General features: G+C 38.7%; 14 protein-coding genes, 1 tRNA gene, 1 pseudogene and 1 other annotated feature. Of the genes and pseudogenes, 7 read left to right on the top strand and 9 right to left on the bottom strand.

Annotated elements, in window-relative coordinates; genetic code table 11:
* Positions 1 to 59 precede the first annotated feature (59 nt).
* Positions 60 to 370: pseudogene (locus tag TERY_RS35925) on the top strand (transposase); the annotation flags it as partial.
* A 220-nt stretch (positions 371 to 590) separates the two neighbouring features.
* Here TERY_RS35925 and TERY_RS34320 read toward each other — a convergent pair.
* The 9 genes from TERY_RS34320 to rplS form a co-directional block, all read right to left on the bottom strand.
* Positions 591 to 755: a hypothetical protein gene (locus TERY_RS34320; RefSeq protein ID WP_196797187.1), complete on the bottom strand. Its 165-nt coding sequence runs from the start codon at positions 753 to 755 to the stop codon at positions 591 to 593.
* A 315-nt stretch (positions 756 to 1,070) separates the two neighbouring features.
* Positions 1,071 to 1,472: a 50S ribosomal protein L7/L12 gene (gene rplL / locus TERY_RS01195; protein ID WP_011610141.1), complete on the bottom strand. Its 402-nt coding sequence runs from the start codon at positions 1,470 to 1,472 to the stop codon at positions 1,071 to 1,073.
* Positions 1,473 to 1,691: 219 nt separating this feature from the next.
* Positions 1,692 to 2,264 (bottom strand): 50S ribosomal protein L10, encoded by a 573-nt coding sequence (rplJ, locus tag TERY_RS01200; protein WP_011610142.1) that lies wholly within the window; start codon positions 2,262 to 2,264, stop codon positions 1,692 to 1,694.
* A gap of 442 nt (positions 2,265 to 2,706) precedes the next feature.
* Positions 2,707 to 2,896 (bottom strand) — a sequence feature (ribosomal protein L10 leader region).
* 460 nt (positions 2,897 to 3,356) lie between these two features.
* Entirely contained in the window at positions 3,357 to 4,073 is a 717-nt protein-coding gene (gene rplA, locus TERY_RS01205; protein ID WP_011610143.1) for a 50S ribosomal protein L1, read from the bottom strand.
* A gap of 127 nt (positions 4,074 to 4,200) precedes the next feature.
* Positions 4,201 to 4,626, bottom strand: coding sequence for a 50S ribosomal protein L11 (rplK, locus tag TERY_RS01210; protein ID WP_011610144.1), 426 nt, complete (start codon positions 4,624 to 4,626; stop codon positions 4,201 to 4,203).
* Positions 4,626 to 5,300 (bottom strand): transcription termination/antitermination protein NusG, encoded by a 675-nt coding sequence (nusG, locus tag TERY_RS01215; RefSeq protein WP_011610145.1) that lies wholly within the window; start codon positions 5,298 to 5,300, stop codon positions 4,626 to 4,628. The genes rplK and nusG overlap by 1 nt, the downstream gene beginning before the upstream one ends.
* Complete coding sequence (gene secE / locus TERY_RS01220) at positions 5,297 to 5,521, bottom strand: preprotein translocase subunit SecE (protein WP_011610146.1); 225 nt, start codon at positions 5,519 to 5,521, stop codon at positions 5,297 to 5,299. The genes nusG and secE overlap by 4 nt, the downstream gene beginning before the upstream one ends.
* A 301-nt stretch (positions 5,522 to 5,822) precedes the next feature.
* Positions 5,823 to 5,895: transfer RNA gene (locus tag TERY_RS01225), tRNA-Trp, on the bottom strand.
* Positions 5,896 to 5,995: 100 nt separating this feature from the next.
* Entirely contained in the window at positions 5,996 to 6,379 is a 384-nt protein-coding gene (gene rplS / locus TERY_RS01230; RefSeq protein ID WP_011610147.1) for a 50S ribosomal protein L19, read from the bottom strand.
* A gap of 566 nt (positions 6,380 to 6,945) precedes the next feature.
* Here rplS and TERY_RS01235 point away from each other — a divergent pair.
* The 6 genes from TERY_RS01235 to TERY_RS34325 all read left to right on the top strand — a co-directional run bounded on the left by TERY_RS01235 (position 6,946) and on the right by TERY_RS34325 (position 15,295).
* Positions 6,946 to 8,685: an EamA family transporter gene (locus tag TERY_RS01235; protein ID WP_155994215.1), complete on the top strand. Its 1,740-nt coding sequence runs from the start codon at positions 6,946 to 6,948 to the stop codon at positions 8,683 to 8,685.
* Positions 8,686 to 9,463: 778 nt separating this feature from the next.
* Positions 9,464 to 11,149, top strand: coding sequence for a chaperonin GroEL (gene groL, locus TERY_RS01240; protein ID WP_011610149.1), 1,686 nt, complete (start codon positions 9,464 to 9,466; stop codon positions 11,147 to 11,149).
* A 241-nt stretch (positions 11,150 to 11,390) separates the two neighbouring features.
* On the top strand, positions 11,391 to 14,477 hold the full coding sequence (locus TERY_RS01245; RefSeq protein ID WP_370496391.1) for a pentapeptide repeat-containing protein: 3,087 nt from the start codon (positions 11,391 to 11,393) through the stop codon (positions 14,475 to 14,477).
* A 201-nt stretch (positions 14,478 to 14,678) separates the two neighbouring features.
* A complete protein-coding gene (locus TERY_RS31995) occupies positions 14,679 to 14,819 on the top strand; it encodes a hypothetical protein (RefSeq protein WP_155994216.1) in 141 nt (46 codons plus the stop codon).
* Entirely contained in the window at positions 14,798 to 15,088 is a 291-nt protein-coding gene (locus TERY_RS01250) for a hypothetical protein (protein ID WP_044136273.1), read from the top strand. The genes TERY_RS31995 and TERY_RS01250 overlap by 22 nt, the downstream gene beginning before the upstream one ends.
* A 66-nt stretch (positions 15,089 to 15,154) precedes the next feature.
* Positions 15,155 to 15,295, top strand: coding sequence for a hypothetical protein (locus TERY_RS34325; protein WP_196797188.1), 141 nt, complete (start codon positions 15,155 to 15,157; stop codon positions 15,293 to 15,295).
* The last annotated feature ends 67 nt before the right edge of the window (positions 15,296 to 15,362 follow it).

Raw genomic sequence — 15,362 nt, forward strand, 5'->3', positions numbered from 1 at the left:
CTTAATCATATAAATCTATTATCATTGGTATAATTCAGTATTGATAAATAATTTTTGGGAAAGATTTAATAGCACCAATTATATTTAAAATAACCCTAAATGCCGTGGGATTTGAACAATGGTTAGATAAACATTTATTACCATCATTAAAAATTCCCAATATACTAATTATGAGAATTAAGCAATTCATAGAAAAAAGGTTATTAGAGAATTAGTAGAAGCAGGGGGTAATCAATTACTATTTTTGCCAAAATACTCTCCTGATTTAAATAACTAAGAACATGATTTTAGTGCATTAAAAAGAGCTAGAATCTATTCACCTATCAATACATCTCTTGATGAAATTCTTCGTAATTATTGTACCAAATAGTGTCTCATTCTTATTCAAAATAACTATATTATTTAGATACTTCTCCACGTCCAATCTTATGTTGATTGACCCACTGCTCTATTACCATTACAGTGAGCCAAAATATCATACTCCCTCATTACTTTACAGCCCTTTTCAGATAAATAAACCACAATGATATAACCAAGCAAAGCCATCATCTTCAGTAATTTCAGTGATCGCTTCTGTTAAATAGGGCTGGCTAGTTAACTTTCAAAAGACCTTTCCATAAAAGGTTATCAAACCCTTGCCCCGCCATTCCCAAATCAGCGTTTTTCGAGATATCTAAAGTATTGACACAATTATGCTTTAGCCAAATTTTGCACAAGGCACGAAAAGTACCAGAAGTTTCATAGCTAAAGCTCATGTATGGATAAGATTTTGGGCATACCTAGGCCTAAAAAATCAGGGGACAATTCTTACTACACCAGACCTGATGACCAAGCCATTTATCCGTACCTCAGTTCTGACCTGCTCAACCTGCTAATAAAACAACCCTCACCCCATTAGACAATAGATATGCTAACCCGAAATTTGGCTTTTGAGGTGCCTGTCACCCCGTGAGATAGTTAACTTATAAACAAAAGAGCCTGTATCTTTGATACAAGCTCTGACAAAAAAGTCTAGAAATATGATGTAATTTTTAAGCAAATATTATTTACTAACATTTTCTCAAAGATAACTATTTAATTTCTACCTTAGCTCCTGCTTCTTCTAATTGCTTCTTGATATCTTCAGCAGCTTCCTTGGCAATTCCTTCCTTAAGTGGCTTAGGTACAGACTCTACTAACTCTTTTGCTTCTTTCAAACCCAAGCCTGTAATACTACGGACTACTTTTAAGATAGCAATTTTCTTGTCTGAAGGAAATTCAGTAAGAATTGCATCAAACTCAGTTTGCTCTTCCTCTGGTTCCGCCGCTGCTGCACCAGGTGCTCCTGGCATAGCCATAGGCATCATCATACCACCAGCAGGAGCAGCAGCACTAACACCAAAAGCGTCTTCAATTTGTTTAACTAATTCCGATGCTTCTAGCAAAGAAAGTGACTTAAGTTGTTCAAGAATTTCGTCAGTTTTTGCAGACATTATTAATCTCCTATGTATTATTAGTTTACAGTAGCTTTGTTGGTGATAATTTTGACTATTTATGATCTGAACTAAGATCTAAAAATTGATAAAATATCAGTGAAAAAAATCATTTGATTTGTACAGCAGTCAAATATTAGGTGCAGATATTCATAAATCCTGAAACTGATCAGAGATTACTTTTGAATTTACCCCTTCTGACTTGCATGTAGGGCTATATTAAGCAGCATCACCTTGTTGCTCTTTATCTGAGATAGCTTTAATTGCTCTGTTTACAGAAGCTGGAACCTCATTAATACCAGTAGCAAGCTGGGTAGGTACAGCATCCAGACTAATAGCCAACTTAGTAGCTATATTATTAATAGCACCAGCAACTTGAGCAAGTAACTCTTCCTTAGATGGCAGATCAGCGATCGCTTTCACTTGATCTTTATCCAGCAGTCGCCCTTCCATGACGCCACCCTTAAACTCAGTTTTCTTGGTGGCTTTTTGGAAGTCTTGGTATGCTTTAATAGCACCACCAATATCATTTTTCAAAAATAGGAAAGCATTAGAACCTGCAAGTAAGTCTTCCATAGGTTGCCAGTTGCTATCTTCTTTAACGGCAATTCCCATCAAAGTATTTTTAGCAATTGAACAAATACTACCTGTAGGTATTAGTCGCCGACGCAGGTCTGTAATCTCAGCAACAGATAGTCCTTGATAATTAATCACCAAGGCTAGCTGACTTTCACTCAAGTTTTGCTTGATACCTGCTAACATTTCCTCTTTTTGTTTTTTACTTTTGCCCATCTTTATCACCTCCTTAACAAATTGACATTACATAAATGCAGGATAATTTTAATAGTTTTATAGAATGGACATCTTGCCTGCTAATTATATTTTCAGACGGGTATAGTCATGGACAAAGTCCTCAAGACATTTTTGCACCTCTCAAGTTTAGTCCGTGCTGGCAATTTAACTCTTGATATTATGTCCGCTCATAAGATTAAGTAACAATTAGAAAAAAAGCTTTTGATTTTCTTCCACCAAAGTGTAAGTATTTAAAGAGGTATAATACACCATTGGATTGGGCAAATGATGTACAAAGCGTGAATGGTAAAATCATACTAGTGAGAATATCTAGTCCGTAGGTGTATACCTCACGGGCAGCGGAAGTGCCATATTACTTCTGACATCTGACTTTAGCAAAAGGGATGCTTACTCCACTTATATTCACCCTACCTCTGAGCAATACCCAAATCAAAAACCCTAGCAGATTTAGCTATCTGCCAGGGCTAAGAATTATCAAATCCAAATCAAGCAATTAAATTAGGGTCTTTAATAAAACTCCCTATTGTTATCTTTGAATAATTAATTCTTGAACCTCGGCAGAAAATTAAGCTATTAGCACCTGCTGTCTTTAGCTCTTGAATTTGAAATTTTTTGGAAAATTTTTCAGCTTTTTTATATTGACATCAAACTGACTTATACAGTTAACTAAATTGTTGACATCCTCCCCGGCTTGTTAGAAAAGGGAAAAAACCGATTCTTAGATCTAATTTAGGTTCATGTCTAATAGACTGTTGCAGCTACCCTCAAAAGAGGTAGGTTAGTCTGGTCGATCCGTCCATTTAAAGTCTCGGAATGCCCAAGCGCAACTTACCAAAAATTCTTGTGGGTCTTTATTTGTCTATTCAGATTTGAACTGCTCCGAAACCTGAAAGCTTCCCAAGTTATGCTCTCAACTGAAGGAGTTTCGACCTAATCTTCTTTTCTACAGAATTTATGAAACAAGGCATGTAAATAACTCATCTTATTATAACATGCAAAGCCAACCAATAGATGGGCGAGACTTTCAACTTAAATTTTTCGGCAATTACTGAGTGCTGATAGCTTTTCAAATTAAGCTGCTTCAGTTAATTTTAGATCCTGTAGGGAGCTAACATCAATTTCAATTGAAGGACCCATCGTTGCCGATACAAATATAGTACGCCAATAGCGACCCTTGGCTCCAGAAGGACGGTTACGGTCAATACACTCTTGTAGAGCTTTTAAATTTATCAGTAAATCTTCTACTGAAAAGGAAGTTTTACCAAACATAACATGAACAATACCACTTCGGTCTGCCCTAAACTCCAACTTACCTGCTTTAAATTCGTCAATTGCCTTAGTCAAGTCAAAAGTTACAGTACCGCCTTTAGGAGATGGCATTAAACCTCTCGGTCCTAGTAAACGTCCTAGTTTAGCTACTTGAGGCATCACATCAGGTGTAGCGATTAACCTGTCAAATTCCATCATACCTTTACTAATTTGTTCGATCAGCTCTTCTGAACCTGCTAAGTCTGCTCCTGCTGCTAGAGCTTCGTTAACTTTCTCACCCTTGGCAATAACGGCAATTCGGATAGTTTGACCTGTTCCCTTTGGTAAAGCTACTGTAGTTCGTAGTTGTTGATCTGTGTATTTAGGATCTATCCCTAAACGAACATGAGCTTCTGCAGCTTCTAGAAATTTGGCTGTAGCTGTTTCTTTTAAAAGTTGGAGTGCCTCTTTTGGTTCATAAGGTCGCTCTTCTACTTTTTTTCTTAATTCTTGCAATCTACGAGAGATTTTTTTTGGCATTTCATACTCCTGGGGTACTTAGCGAAGCTTGGCTTCTCCCCCTATATCAATTTACTTTTGCTTTTATTTCTACTGTGAATAATGTAGATTAATTAGTATATTATAGTTAAGTGATTAATTTTATTCATCAATCACTGATGGTAATACCCATATTTCTTGCTGTACCTGCCACAATTTTCATTGCAGCTTCAATATTGTTAGCATTGAGGTCTGGCATTTTCGTTTGTGCGATTTCTTGGAGTTGAGCTTGCGTAATAGAGCCTACCTTTGTTCGGTTTGGTTCACTTGAACCACTTTCTACACCTGCTGCTTTTTTTATTAATACCGCTGCAGGCGGAGTCTTCAAGACAAAAGTAAAACTACGGTCTTCATAAACTGAGATTTCTACTGGTACCACTGTACCAGCTTGATCTGCTGTTTTGGCGTTATATTCTTTGCAAAACGCCATAATATTTACACCATGTTGACCTAAAGCTGGACCAATGGGCGGAGAAGGGTTAGCCTTTCCTGCCGTAATAGCCAACTTTATAACTGCCACGACTTTTTTTGCCATTACTTATGCTTTTCTACCTGATTAAACTCTAATTCTACTGGCGTATCACGTCCAAAAATGGATAGTAGCGCCTTCAATTTATTTCTTTCTGGGCTGACCTCAATCACATCACCTTCAAAGTCTTTAAATGGCCCTGAAAGAACTGTAATATGGTCTCCTTCTGCCACTGTTACTTTTAAATATGGCTCTTGTTCTTGAGCTCGCCTAAAGATCCTCTCCACCTCTGAAGAACTTAGAGGTAATGGCTTAACATGACCACGACCTCTTCCATAGCGACGCTTTTGTTCAGCTCCTACAAAGTTAATCACATTTGGAGTACTTTTGACTATTTGCCATGCCTCATCATCAATTCTCCATTCTTTCTGTTCCTCATGCCAATTTAGCTTCATTTGTACCAATACATACCCAGGAAAAACTTTTTCTTCACTATGTTGGCGACTACCGTCTTTACGAAGCTTAATTGCAGCTATGTGAGGTATTTCTACTTTAAATATTTTATCTGTAATATCAAGGGTTTGAATACGCTGGCTTAAATTAGTCTTAACCCGCTTCTCACAACCAGAAGCGACTTGTACTGCGTACCATCGCAATTCTCCTTTAGCAAACTCTGTAGTTTTTTCTTCTCCTTGGTCTAATTGTGTTGTCTGTTGTGTTTCTTCTAAAGATAAATTCATCCAAACACCACCTGGGCTCCCCAACTAAAAAACTCATCTACTAGGTAAATGATTGTTGCTGATAGAATAACCATTAATAGTACAGCTACAGATTCACTGATTAATTGTTCTCTGCTTGGCCATACTACTTTATCTAGTTCTTCTTTTGTTTCTTGGAAAAAAGTTACAGGACTTAAACCTTCTTTATCTTCTTGTACTTTTATCCCCTCTTTTTTTACCACAATAATTTATCTTCCCCCTAAGTTTGTGATGTTATTCCACCGTTCACGGGACCAAGTTATAGTTGTAGTAGGCAATATGCCTGGGCTACAAAAGTAGTATGTTTAATACTTGCACTTCATTATGCTTAGAATTTACTATCGAAAATTATAGCATAATTTTTGGCGACAGAATTAAAGTCAAAGTTTCCCTTAAAAAAGTATAGGGAAAATTCAATAGAGCCAGTAGAGCAGAGAATATTTTTTTCCCATACTTTGCCCTATACTTTAATGTCTATACTGTTTATGTTTTTTATTAATTCACCGCGCCCTGGAGGACTCGAACCCCCGACATCAGGTTTTGGAGACCTGCGTTCTACCAACTGAACTAAGAGCGCATATCAGAGGTGATTAGATTTAATCTAAGCAACCTCACTTTTTTCATTATAACATAACTTTTGAGAAAATGGGGAAAAATTTTTGAGATTCTTTTTGAAACTATAAAGAACGATCAAATCTTTGCTTGACACGAGTGGCCTTACCAACACGACCCCTCAAGTAGTATAGTTTGGCTCTACGCACCTTACCTCGACGGATCAACTTAATATTAGCAATCCTGGGAGAATGGAGCAAAAATACCCGTTCGACCCCTACACCTTGAAAAACACGACGAACTGTAATAGTTTCGTTTATCCCTCCATTCCGCATGGCAATAATAGTTCCTTCATAGGGCTGAACTCGTTCTTTTCCTCCCTCTATAATTTTGACTCCGACTTTGACTGTGTCACCTACATAGAGTAGAGGAATTTTCTTTTTCGAGTTTTGCTTTAATTTTTCTATTTCTTCAGCTTCAATTGAGGAAATTATTTCTTGGGCTTTCATAATACTTTTTTAATCTGACAATCTATATATTATAGATCAAAGGTTAGGGAGTAAAGAGTAGGGATAAAGAGATGATTAGGATATTGGATATTGGACATATAATAATTATTATATATTCATTGGGCTACATTAATTTGGAATATTTTGTATGTTAAGAATATTCTACTGAAGCATTTAAGCATTACTGTTTAAGTTTTTAGTCTTGTTAAAGGAAGTATTTTTTTGTTAAGCCCGACTAAGTTAAAAGAGAAACTGCTAGCTCTCTCAATTAACTATATGTCCCAAAAATCCTGGGCAAATTCAGCTACATAAAAGTCAAATCGATGAAAATGGGACATTATTCGTTATTTTATAGGCATTATTAATAGCTGTCGCTGAGGTGCTTAGGACATTCTCAAACTATCAGATTTAGTCACAGTAGGAATTTATGGTGTAATAGTCATTAATCTGTACTAAGTTCTGTTATAGTTTGGCACTCAGTTCAATATTGATATTCTGTTGCTGAGACTTCTAGGATGGAGCAATAAAAGTATTGTGAGCTATTGTTAGCAAAGATGGAACGGAAAATGGATACTCAACCTTCAAATCAAGGAGCTTCAACTCCTCATACAGCAGAAGAAGTCCTGAAATTAGTGATTCAAGACTTGGACAATTTTCGTCAAGATTTGACACATCAGTTAGGGCAAGATGTAAGTAGATTAAGAGCTGAGAAAGAACAGCTCAATGAGGATGTTAATAAATTAAGAAAGCAATATGAACAGTTGCAAGTTCAACAACTGGAATCTCTTTCTCAACGACAAATAGCCCAGCAACAATTATGGCTGAAACAACTGGCCCAAGTACTGGCAAATAATTTACAAAAACAGTTAGGCCATAAAATTAAAGAGTTAAAGGAGAGTGTTGACCCAGGATTACAACAAGGTGTTTCTTCAGGAGGAGGGTTACCAATGACTAATTCTCCAGATAACTATTATGAATCTGCTAATGAGTTGGGCTCTTCTTTGTCTGCTACTTTGAGCAGAACATTTGATACTCTAAAAAAGGAGTTGGATAGTTACGAAAGTGACCTTTGTGTGCAACTAAATAATATGCGTGGTATGGAACAGCAGAGTGAGGTGATTTTAGAAACCTTGCTCAGTCGTCTTCAGGGACAACTAGAAGGTAATAATGTAGTTTTATCACGAAATTTTCAAACTTTTCAGTCTGATCCCAGGAATTCATTAAATAATGCTTCTAGTGAAATATCAACTCCTATTGAGTCCCCAGAAATAGCACAAATAAGCAAACCTGAATCTACTGCAAAATCTCAAAAGTCTCCTTCTCAAGTTCAGATAGGTTTAATTTTGGCTTTGCTCTCAGCAGCAGTTCTATCTTTATTTAATGTTTGTGTAAAGATAGTTTTCAATACACCACCACAACCATATCAAGTTTTCGGTGGTTTATTTTCAGTATCAGGATTAATTAATCCTGATGTTTGGAATTCTTTGTTAATTTTATTACTACGGCAAGGGGTAGTAATGTTATTGATGCCTTTGGTTGCGACATTTCTTTATCCTGCTGTTTGGAGTGATATTGAGCATTTAATCAAATCCAAAAATTTTTCGTTATGGTGGAAAGTTATTGGTAGTGCTTTCTTTTTGTTTTTATCTCAGGTATTAATATATATTTCTATTGGTAATATACCTACTGGTATTGCCATGACAATTTTCTTTATTTATCCAATTATTACTGTTTTATTATCTTGGGGATTATTTGGTGATTCCCCTTCTGTTTTAAGAATTTGTGCGATGGTTATTATTGGTTTGGGAGGAATTTTAGTTATTCCTGGTGGAGTTGGTAATTATCAACCAGGAGTTATGGCTGGAGTTGCTGCTAGTATTACTTTTTCTGGATATATTTTACTAACACAAATGTCAGCAGGAAAGCTTCATCCTATTCCTTTTAGTTTAATTAATTTTGCTGGAATTTTTGTATTTTCGGCTTTGGGAATGATGATGCCTAAACCTGTAGAATGGTCTGCTAATTTTGATCCTAGTCTGTGGTCTAATTTAATTGTTATTAGTATTATTTTAGGGGTTTTAACCATTTCTAGCTATGTATTAAATAGTTTTGCTATTAAATTTGCTGGAGCGGCAAGAGCATCTATTATGGGTACTTTGGGTCCACCTTTAACTGCTTTAATTGCCCTTTTTACTATTGGAGAAGCATTAGGAGTAAAAGAGATTTTTGGGATAATACTGGTAATTATTGGTGTGGCAGCGATGAGTTTTGAAAGAATGTTTGGAGTGAAACGAAAGCCTAGTTAATATTGAGTGCTTACTATGTCTTTATACATTCATAATTGAGGCTATAAAGTTTGAATTTTCCTTTTTTTATATTCTTAAGAGGGGATGCTTGAGACTTTATCTATTGGTAAACCTAATAGTTAAAATACAGAAGTAATTAATATTCATGCAAAATTAATTACACGTTTATACAAATTTGTATAAAATTAATTATTTGCCTTCTACAGAGTACAGATAATTACAATGGGTAAATAATTTTGCTGAGGTACTTATGAAGTATCAAAGCTAATATTTCCTAGTTGCTTTATATATAGAACTATGGTGACTATGGTTTTTAGGTACTGAATTTATACTGTTCTTCTTAAAGGCGTGAGTTACAGCTATTCTTCTAACAAAGGAATTTACGGGGGATTTCCGAAATGGGTGAGCTACAGCTATATCTGGCGATGTATGAACGCTACAAAGGTTTGATTATTAATAGGGTTGTGGGGAATTAAGCCTAAAAAATTCCTTAAACCCAAAACAATTTCAGCTTTAGGAATGCTTTTAAGAATAAAATCCTAAAAACTTTATAGAATGAGCTTTTGAGAATTTTAATTTTTTCTACAGCTAACAATTCTAATATTTGTATCTCATTATACTTGGTATTTCCCATAATTCTCACCCCTCAGTTACAGGATTTTTGCGACTTTTGAGTTTTAATTTGTGACTTTTGACTTTTAAATGTACGGTTTCCACTAACTAGCACTCTATTGTATAGAGTGCTAAATTTTTATTTGGAAGTAATAGGAAAAAGTATATGGCTAAAATTGTAGAATTTGATGATAAGTCCAGACGCTCTCTAGAACGAGGTATCAATACTCTAGCTGATGCGGTCAGAATTACTATGGGCCCAAAGGGTAGAAATGTATTACTAGAGAAAAAATATGGCGCTCCCCAAATTGTTAATGATGGTATTACAGTAGCTAAGGATATTGAACTGGAAGACCCTCTAGAAAACACTGGGGCTAAATTAATTCAAGAAGTGGCGTCTAAAACTAAGGATATTGCTGGAGATGGCACAACTACAGCTACTGTTTTAGCTCAGTCTATGATTAAAGAAGGCCTCAAAAACGTAGCTGCTGGTGCGAACCCAGTGGCAGTTCGTAGAGGGATTGAGAAAACTGTTAGTCTGCTAGTGAAAGAAATACAAACAGTTGCTAAACCGGTAGAGGGAGAAGCGATCGCTCAAGTTGCTACGGTATCTGCAGGTGGTGATGCAGAGGTAGGCAGAATGATTTCTGAGGCCATGGATAAAGTTACCAAGGATGGGGTAATTACTGTTGAAGAGTCTAAGTCTCTTTCTACAGACTTAGAGGTTGTGGAAGGAATGCAAATTGATCGCGGTTATCTTTCTCCTTATTTTGTGACTGATCAAGAACGGTTAGTAGTCGACTTTGAAAATGCTCGCATCTTAATTACTGATAAGAAAATCTCTTCTATTCAAGATTTGGTACCGGTACTGGAAAAAGTTGCTCGTGCTGGTCAGTCTTTATTAATTATTGCTGAGGATATTGAAGGGGAAGCTTTAGCTACTTTGGTGGTTAATAAAGCAAGGGGTGTACTGAATGTTGCTGCAGTGAAGGCTCCTGGTTTTGGCGATCGCCGTAAGGCAATGCTCCAAGATATTGCTATTCTCACGGGTGGTCAACTCATCTCGGAAGAGGTTGGTCTGAGTCTAGAGATGGTAGACCTAGATATGATGGGTATTGGTCGCAAAATTTCTATTAACAAGGATAACACAACTATTGTTGCTGATGGGGGAACGGCTGAGGAAGTTAAAAAGCGGATCGCTCAAATTCGCAAACAGCTTGGTGAAAGCGACTCTGATTATGATAAAGAAAAGTTACAAGAGCGCATTGCTAAGTTAGCTGGTGGGGTGGCAGTCATTAAGGTTGGTGCTGCTACTGAAACTGAGCTTAAAGACCGGAAGTTACGCATTGAGGATGCTTTGAATGCGACAAAGGCTGCTGTAGAGGAGGGTATTGTCCCTGGTGGCGGTACTACTTTGATTCACTTGTCTACTAAAGTGGAGGAGCTAAAAGGTAGTCTCAATAATGAAGAAGAGAAAATTGGTGCTGATATTGTTAGACGTGCTTTAGAAGCACCTTTAAATCAAATTGCTAATAACTCTGGTGTAGAGGGTTCGGTAATTGTAGAAAAAGTACGTTCTACTGATTTTAGTGTTGGTTACAATGTGATAACTGGCGAGTACGAAGATCTGATTGCTGCTGGTATTCTTGACCCGGCGATGGTGGTACGTTCTGCGTTGCAAAATGCGGGTTCTATTGCTGGTATGGTCTTAACTACTGAGGCTGTGGTTGTTGAGAAGCCTGAGAAGAAAGGTGCTGCTCCTGATATGGATGGCGGCATGGGCGGCATGGGCGGCATGGGCGGCATGGGCGGCATGGGCGGCATGGGTATGCCTGGTATGGGAATGATGTAATTTTGCCTATCTACCTAAAGTCAATGTATCAGTTAGTCTGTTTATGGAGGGCTAATAGGGGTAATTGGCAATAAAAAATTAATGACATCAGGTTAGACATAACTAGATATTTATTTGATATTCTAGGTTTATGTCTAGCCTGTTAGTTTTTTTGTCTGACAGCAAAATTTATGTAAATTTGAGAGTGCTATAATTGTTCTAATTAACATTGATATTTTTAACAATTATGGCTGTTAAACTGTTGGACGATTTTTCGAAATCTCTCGGGTTGGAAACTGTTAACGGTGGGGCTAACCTTGTTAAGGCGCTTTTTAAATTAGCTGAGACACTAGAAAAATATAAGGATACTCAGGAATTAAAGTCTGCTATTGAAAAGATTAATATTGAATCTCTGTTGGATGCACTAAATTCTCCATTGGGAAGTGTTGTTAGAGATAGTGTACCTTTCTTGCCTATTGCAACTGGAATTATTTCTTATATTGTTAAACAAAGTCGTCAGGAGCCTACTTTGGAAGATGAGGTGCAGTTGTTGGTTCAGGTGGCTTTTTTAGAAAGTTTTCGACAATTTTTTGTAGAGCATCCAGAAATTAAGGAGCAGTTCACAGACACTGAGGCTTCGGAGGATGTAAAAAAACAGATTAAGAAGTTGGGTAAAGATGGTTTTAATCGCCAAGATGCTAAGGATACTTTGATTTGTTTTTATGATTCACCGTTGAGAGAAAAGTTTGATAATGTTGTATTGGCACGCTTAAAAGAGTCTGGTTTGGATGAAAAAACGGCGAAAATAGTGACTGAAAGAATTTCTCGCAGTACCCATCGTTATATGAAAGAAGCGGTATCAGAGGTGAAGGATGATGCTAAAAAATTAGCGGGAATTTATGGGTATGGCTGGCAGCAAGATTTGGAGGTTTATGGGAGTGTTGATGGGTATTTGAAAAATAAAGTTGCTCGTCTGCCAGAGGAAAAAGTATTTGATGAAAGTTTCTCTTTTCAGGATATTTATGTACCACTTGAGGTCGAGTCTGTGTCCGATGGAGAGGTTGATAAAAATGCTGAATCTCAGAATATTGAGAAGTGGGCAAAAACAATTTTGTTACCTCAACACTTTGATGAAAATTTTGATGAAAATTCGCGGAAAAATAATGAGGAAAAAGATAAAAAAGATAAACAGGTTTTATTTATTCAAGGGGGGCCTGGAAGAGGAAAAAGTGTATTTTGCCGGATGTTTGCTGACTGGGTGCGGCGGGAACTACATCCTATCTATACCCCTATTTTGATCCGGTTGCGAGATGTGAAAAATTTTGCAGCAAATATTGATCAGACTCTGGCTGATGCTGTGAATTACGATTTTGTGAAAATTGATGGGGGCTGGTTGACAGACCGGAATACTCGGTTTCTGTTTTTGCTGGATGGGTTTGATGAGTTGTTGTTGGAGCGGGGGGCAAGCAGTGAGTTGAAGGTGTTTTTAGATCAGGTAGCACAGTTTCAGAAACAGGCAGCGGAAAATAAGGAGCGCGGTCATCGGGTTTTGATCACGGGTAGACCTTTGGCGCTTTATGGTATTGAAAGGTTGATGCCTCCTAATTTGGAGCGGGTGAGTATTTTGCCGATGGATGATGATATCCAGGGACAGTGGTTTGAGAAGTGGCGGACGGTGGTGGGGGATGAGGAAACAGAAAAGTTTGGGGAGTTTTTACGGAGTGAACAATGTCCGGAGCAGGTTAACGAGTTGGCGCGGGAACCTCTTTTGTTGTATTTGCTGGCTTCAATGCACAGGGGTGGGAAGTTAAAGGTAGAGATGTTTGCTAATACTGATGTTGGTGAGACAAAGGTTTTAATTTATGAGCAGGCGTTGGAGTGGGTACTGGAAAAACAGCGGGTAGAAGAGGGTAAAAATATTAATCTTGAAATTACGAAGTTGGAGCCAGAAGATCTGGAGGTTTTATTGACAGAGGCGGGGTTGTGTGTGGTGCAGTCTGGTGGGGAATATGCTGCTATAGAAATGATCGAGGAGCGGCTGGTGAAAAAGGGAGATAAGGAGTTAAAGCGGTTAATTGAAAATGCTAGGGAAGATAAGCGGGAGGATGGGTTGAAAAATGCTTTGGCTGCTTTTTATTTGAAGTCGGCAACGGGGGCAGAAAATTCGGTGGAGTTTTTTCATAAGAGTTTTGGTGAGTTTCTCTGTGCAAAACGGATGGCAGAAAGTCTGGAATATTTTACGCAGAAAACTAAGAAAGGACGCAAGTTTAGTTACTCTGTTTCTGATGAGGAGTTGGTATGGCAGGTTTACGATCTGTTTGGTTATGGGGGTTTAACCGTGGAAGTTGTGGAGTATTTGATGGCTTTGTTGGTGAAAAGTGAAGCAAAGCTGGTGGTTTTGTTTGAGCGCTTACATGAGTTTTATCTAGACTGGTGTGATGGGAAGTTTATTGAGGCGACGGAGGAAACTTTACCTCAGAAAAAGGCGAGGGAGTTGCAGCAGTGGCGTATTAAGTCTGGGCAACGCCAAGTGGATATTTATACTGGGTTGAATGTGATTATTTTGTTGTTTGAGCTGGATCGTTATGGGCAGTCTCAGGAGGAGTTGCGGGAGCAGTTGCGTTTTTATCCTTGCGGTCAACATGGTAGTGAAAATTTTGAGGCTCTAAAACTGTTAACAATTATTGGCTATAGTCAATGTTTAGGAGTTGGTGCGTTTTGGGAAACAGTAGGTCAGTTTCTAAGTGGTGCCGACCTCAGATATGCCGACCTCAGTGGTGCCTACCTCATAGTTGCCAACCTCAGATATGCCGACCTCAGTGGTGCCTACCTCATAAGTGCCGACCTCAGTGGTGCCTACCTCATAGGTGCCAACCTCATAGGTGCCGACCTCAGTCGTGCCGACCTCAGATATGCCGACCTCAGTGGTGCTAACCTCAGTGATGCCAAACTCAGTGGTGCTAACCTCAGTGATGCCAAACTCAGTGGTGCCGGCCTCAGTGGTGCCGACCTCAGATATGCCGACCTCAGTGGTGCTGACCTCAGTCGTGCCAAACTCAGTGATGCCGGCCTCAGTGGTGCCAACCTCAGTGTTGCCGGCCTCAGTGGTGCCGACCTCAGATATGCCGACCTCAGTGGTGCCGACCTCAGATATGCCGACCTCAGTGGTGCTGACCTCAGTGATGCCAACCTTAGTAATGTCAGATGGAATAGTCAAACCAAGTGGTCAAATACTATTGGTTTACATGAAGCAATAGAAGTTCCAGAAGACTTACAACAAGATCCAGAATTTGCCGCAGCAGTTGCTGAGTCGGAAGCAGCAAGTCAAGAACAACAGTACATTTTTTGATAGTGAAAGACTCCTTCATTCATTCTGGATCTAAACTTGAAGTTTGAGAGATAGTCAGTTTGTAGGTTGGTTTGACCCCAGGAAACCCAACTAAAATTTGGGGGTGTTGGGTTTCCCCAGCTCAACCTAGGGAACAGGAAAAAAAACTGGAAAATTCTGAGTGATAACAACATCCGATGAACAAAAAACTGGTGTTGGGTTGTGCTGGGTTTCGCCGGCTTAAGCTTACCTACGGGAGTGGGAGCTTTCAGTAAAGAGCTGGGAAGTTATGAGCGATCGCTACTTGGGAAAATTTTACCCCCAAATATATCTGTTGGGTTGTGTTGGGTTGGGCGGGCTTAAGCTTACCTACGGGAGGGGGAGCTTTCAGTAAAGAGCTGGGAAGTTATGAGCGATCGCTACTTGGGAAAATTTTACCCCCAAATATATCTGTTGGGTTGTGTTGGGTTGGGCGGGCTCAAGCTTACCTACGGGAGGGGGAGCTTTCAGTAAAGAGCTGGGAAGTTATGAGCGATCGCTACTTGGGAAAATTTTACCCCCAAATATATCTGTTGGCTTGTGTTGGGTTGGGCGGGCTTAAGCTTACCTACGGGAGGGGGAGCTTTCAGTAAAGAGTTGGGAAGTTATGAGCGATCGCTACTTGGGAAAATTTTACCCCCAAATATATCTGTTGGGTTGTGTTGGGTTTCGCCGGCTTAAGCTTACCTACGGGAGGGGGAGCTTTCAGTAAAGAGCTGGGAAGTTATGAGCGATCGCTACTTGGGAAAATTTTACCCCCAAATATATCTGTTGGGTTGTGTTGGGTTTCGCCGGCTTAAGCTTACCTACGGGAGGGGGAGCTTTCAGTAAAAAGCTGGGAAGTTATGAGCGATCGCTACTTGGGAA

The sequence above is a fragment of the Trichodesmium erythraeum IMS101 genome (assembly GCF_000014265.1).
In the GTDB taxonomy this organism is placed as follows: domain Bacteria; phylum Cyanobacteriota; class Cyanobacteriia; order Cyanobacteriales; family Microcoleaceae; genus Trichodesmium; species Trichodesmium erythraeum.

Excerpts from the sequence above, each read along its gene's own strand:
- TERY_RS34320 (WP_196797187.1), bottom strand. The coding sequence starts at position 755 with ATGAGCTTTAGCTATGAAACTTCTGGTACTTTTCGTGCCTTGTGCAAA.
- rplL (WP_011610141.1), bottom strand. The coding sequence starts at position 1,472 with ATGTCTGCAAAAACTGACGAAATTCTTGAACAACTTAAGTCACTTTCT.
- rplJ (WP_011610142.1), bottom strand. The coding sequence starts at position 2,264 with ATGGGCAAAAGTAAAAAACAAAAAGAGGAAATGTTAGCAGGTATCAAG.
- rplA (WP_011610143.1), bottom strand. The coding sequence starts at position 4,073 with ATGCCAAAAAAAATCTCTCGTAGATTGCAAGAATTAAGAAAAAAAGTA.
- rplK (WP_011610144.1), bottom strand. The coding sequence starts at position 4,626 with ATGGCAAAAAAAGTCGTGGCAGTTATAAAGTTGGCTATTACGGCAGGA.
- nusG (WP_011610145.1), bottom strand. The coding sequence starts at position 5,300 with ATGAATTTATCTTTAGAAGAAACACAACAGACAACACAATTAGACCAA.
- rplS (WP_011610147.1), bottom strand. The coding sequence starts at position 6,379 with ATGAAAGCCCAAGAAATAATTTCCTCAATTGAAGCTGAAGAAATAGAA.
- TERY_RS01235 (WP_155994215.1), top strand. The coding sequence starts at position 6,946 with ATGGATACTCAACCTTCAAATCAAGGAGCTTCAACTCCTCATACAGCA.
- groL (WP_011610149.1), top strand. The coding sequence starts at position 9,464 with ATGGCTAAAATTGTAGAATTTGATGATAAGTCCAGACGCTCTCTAGAA.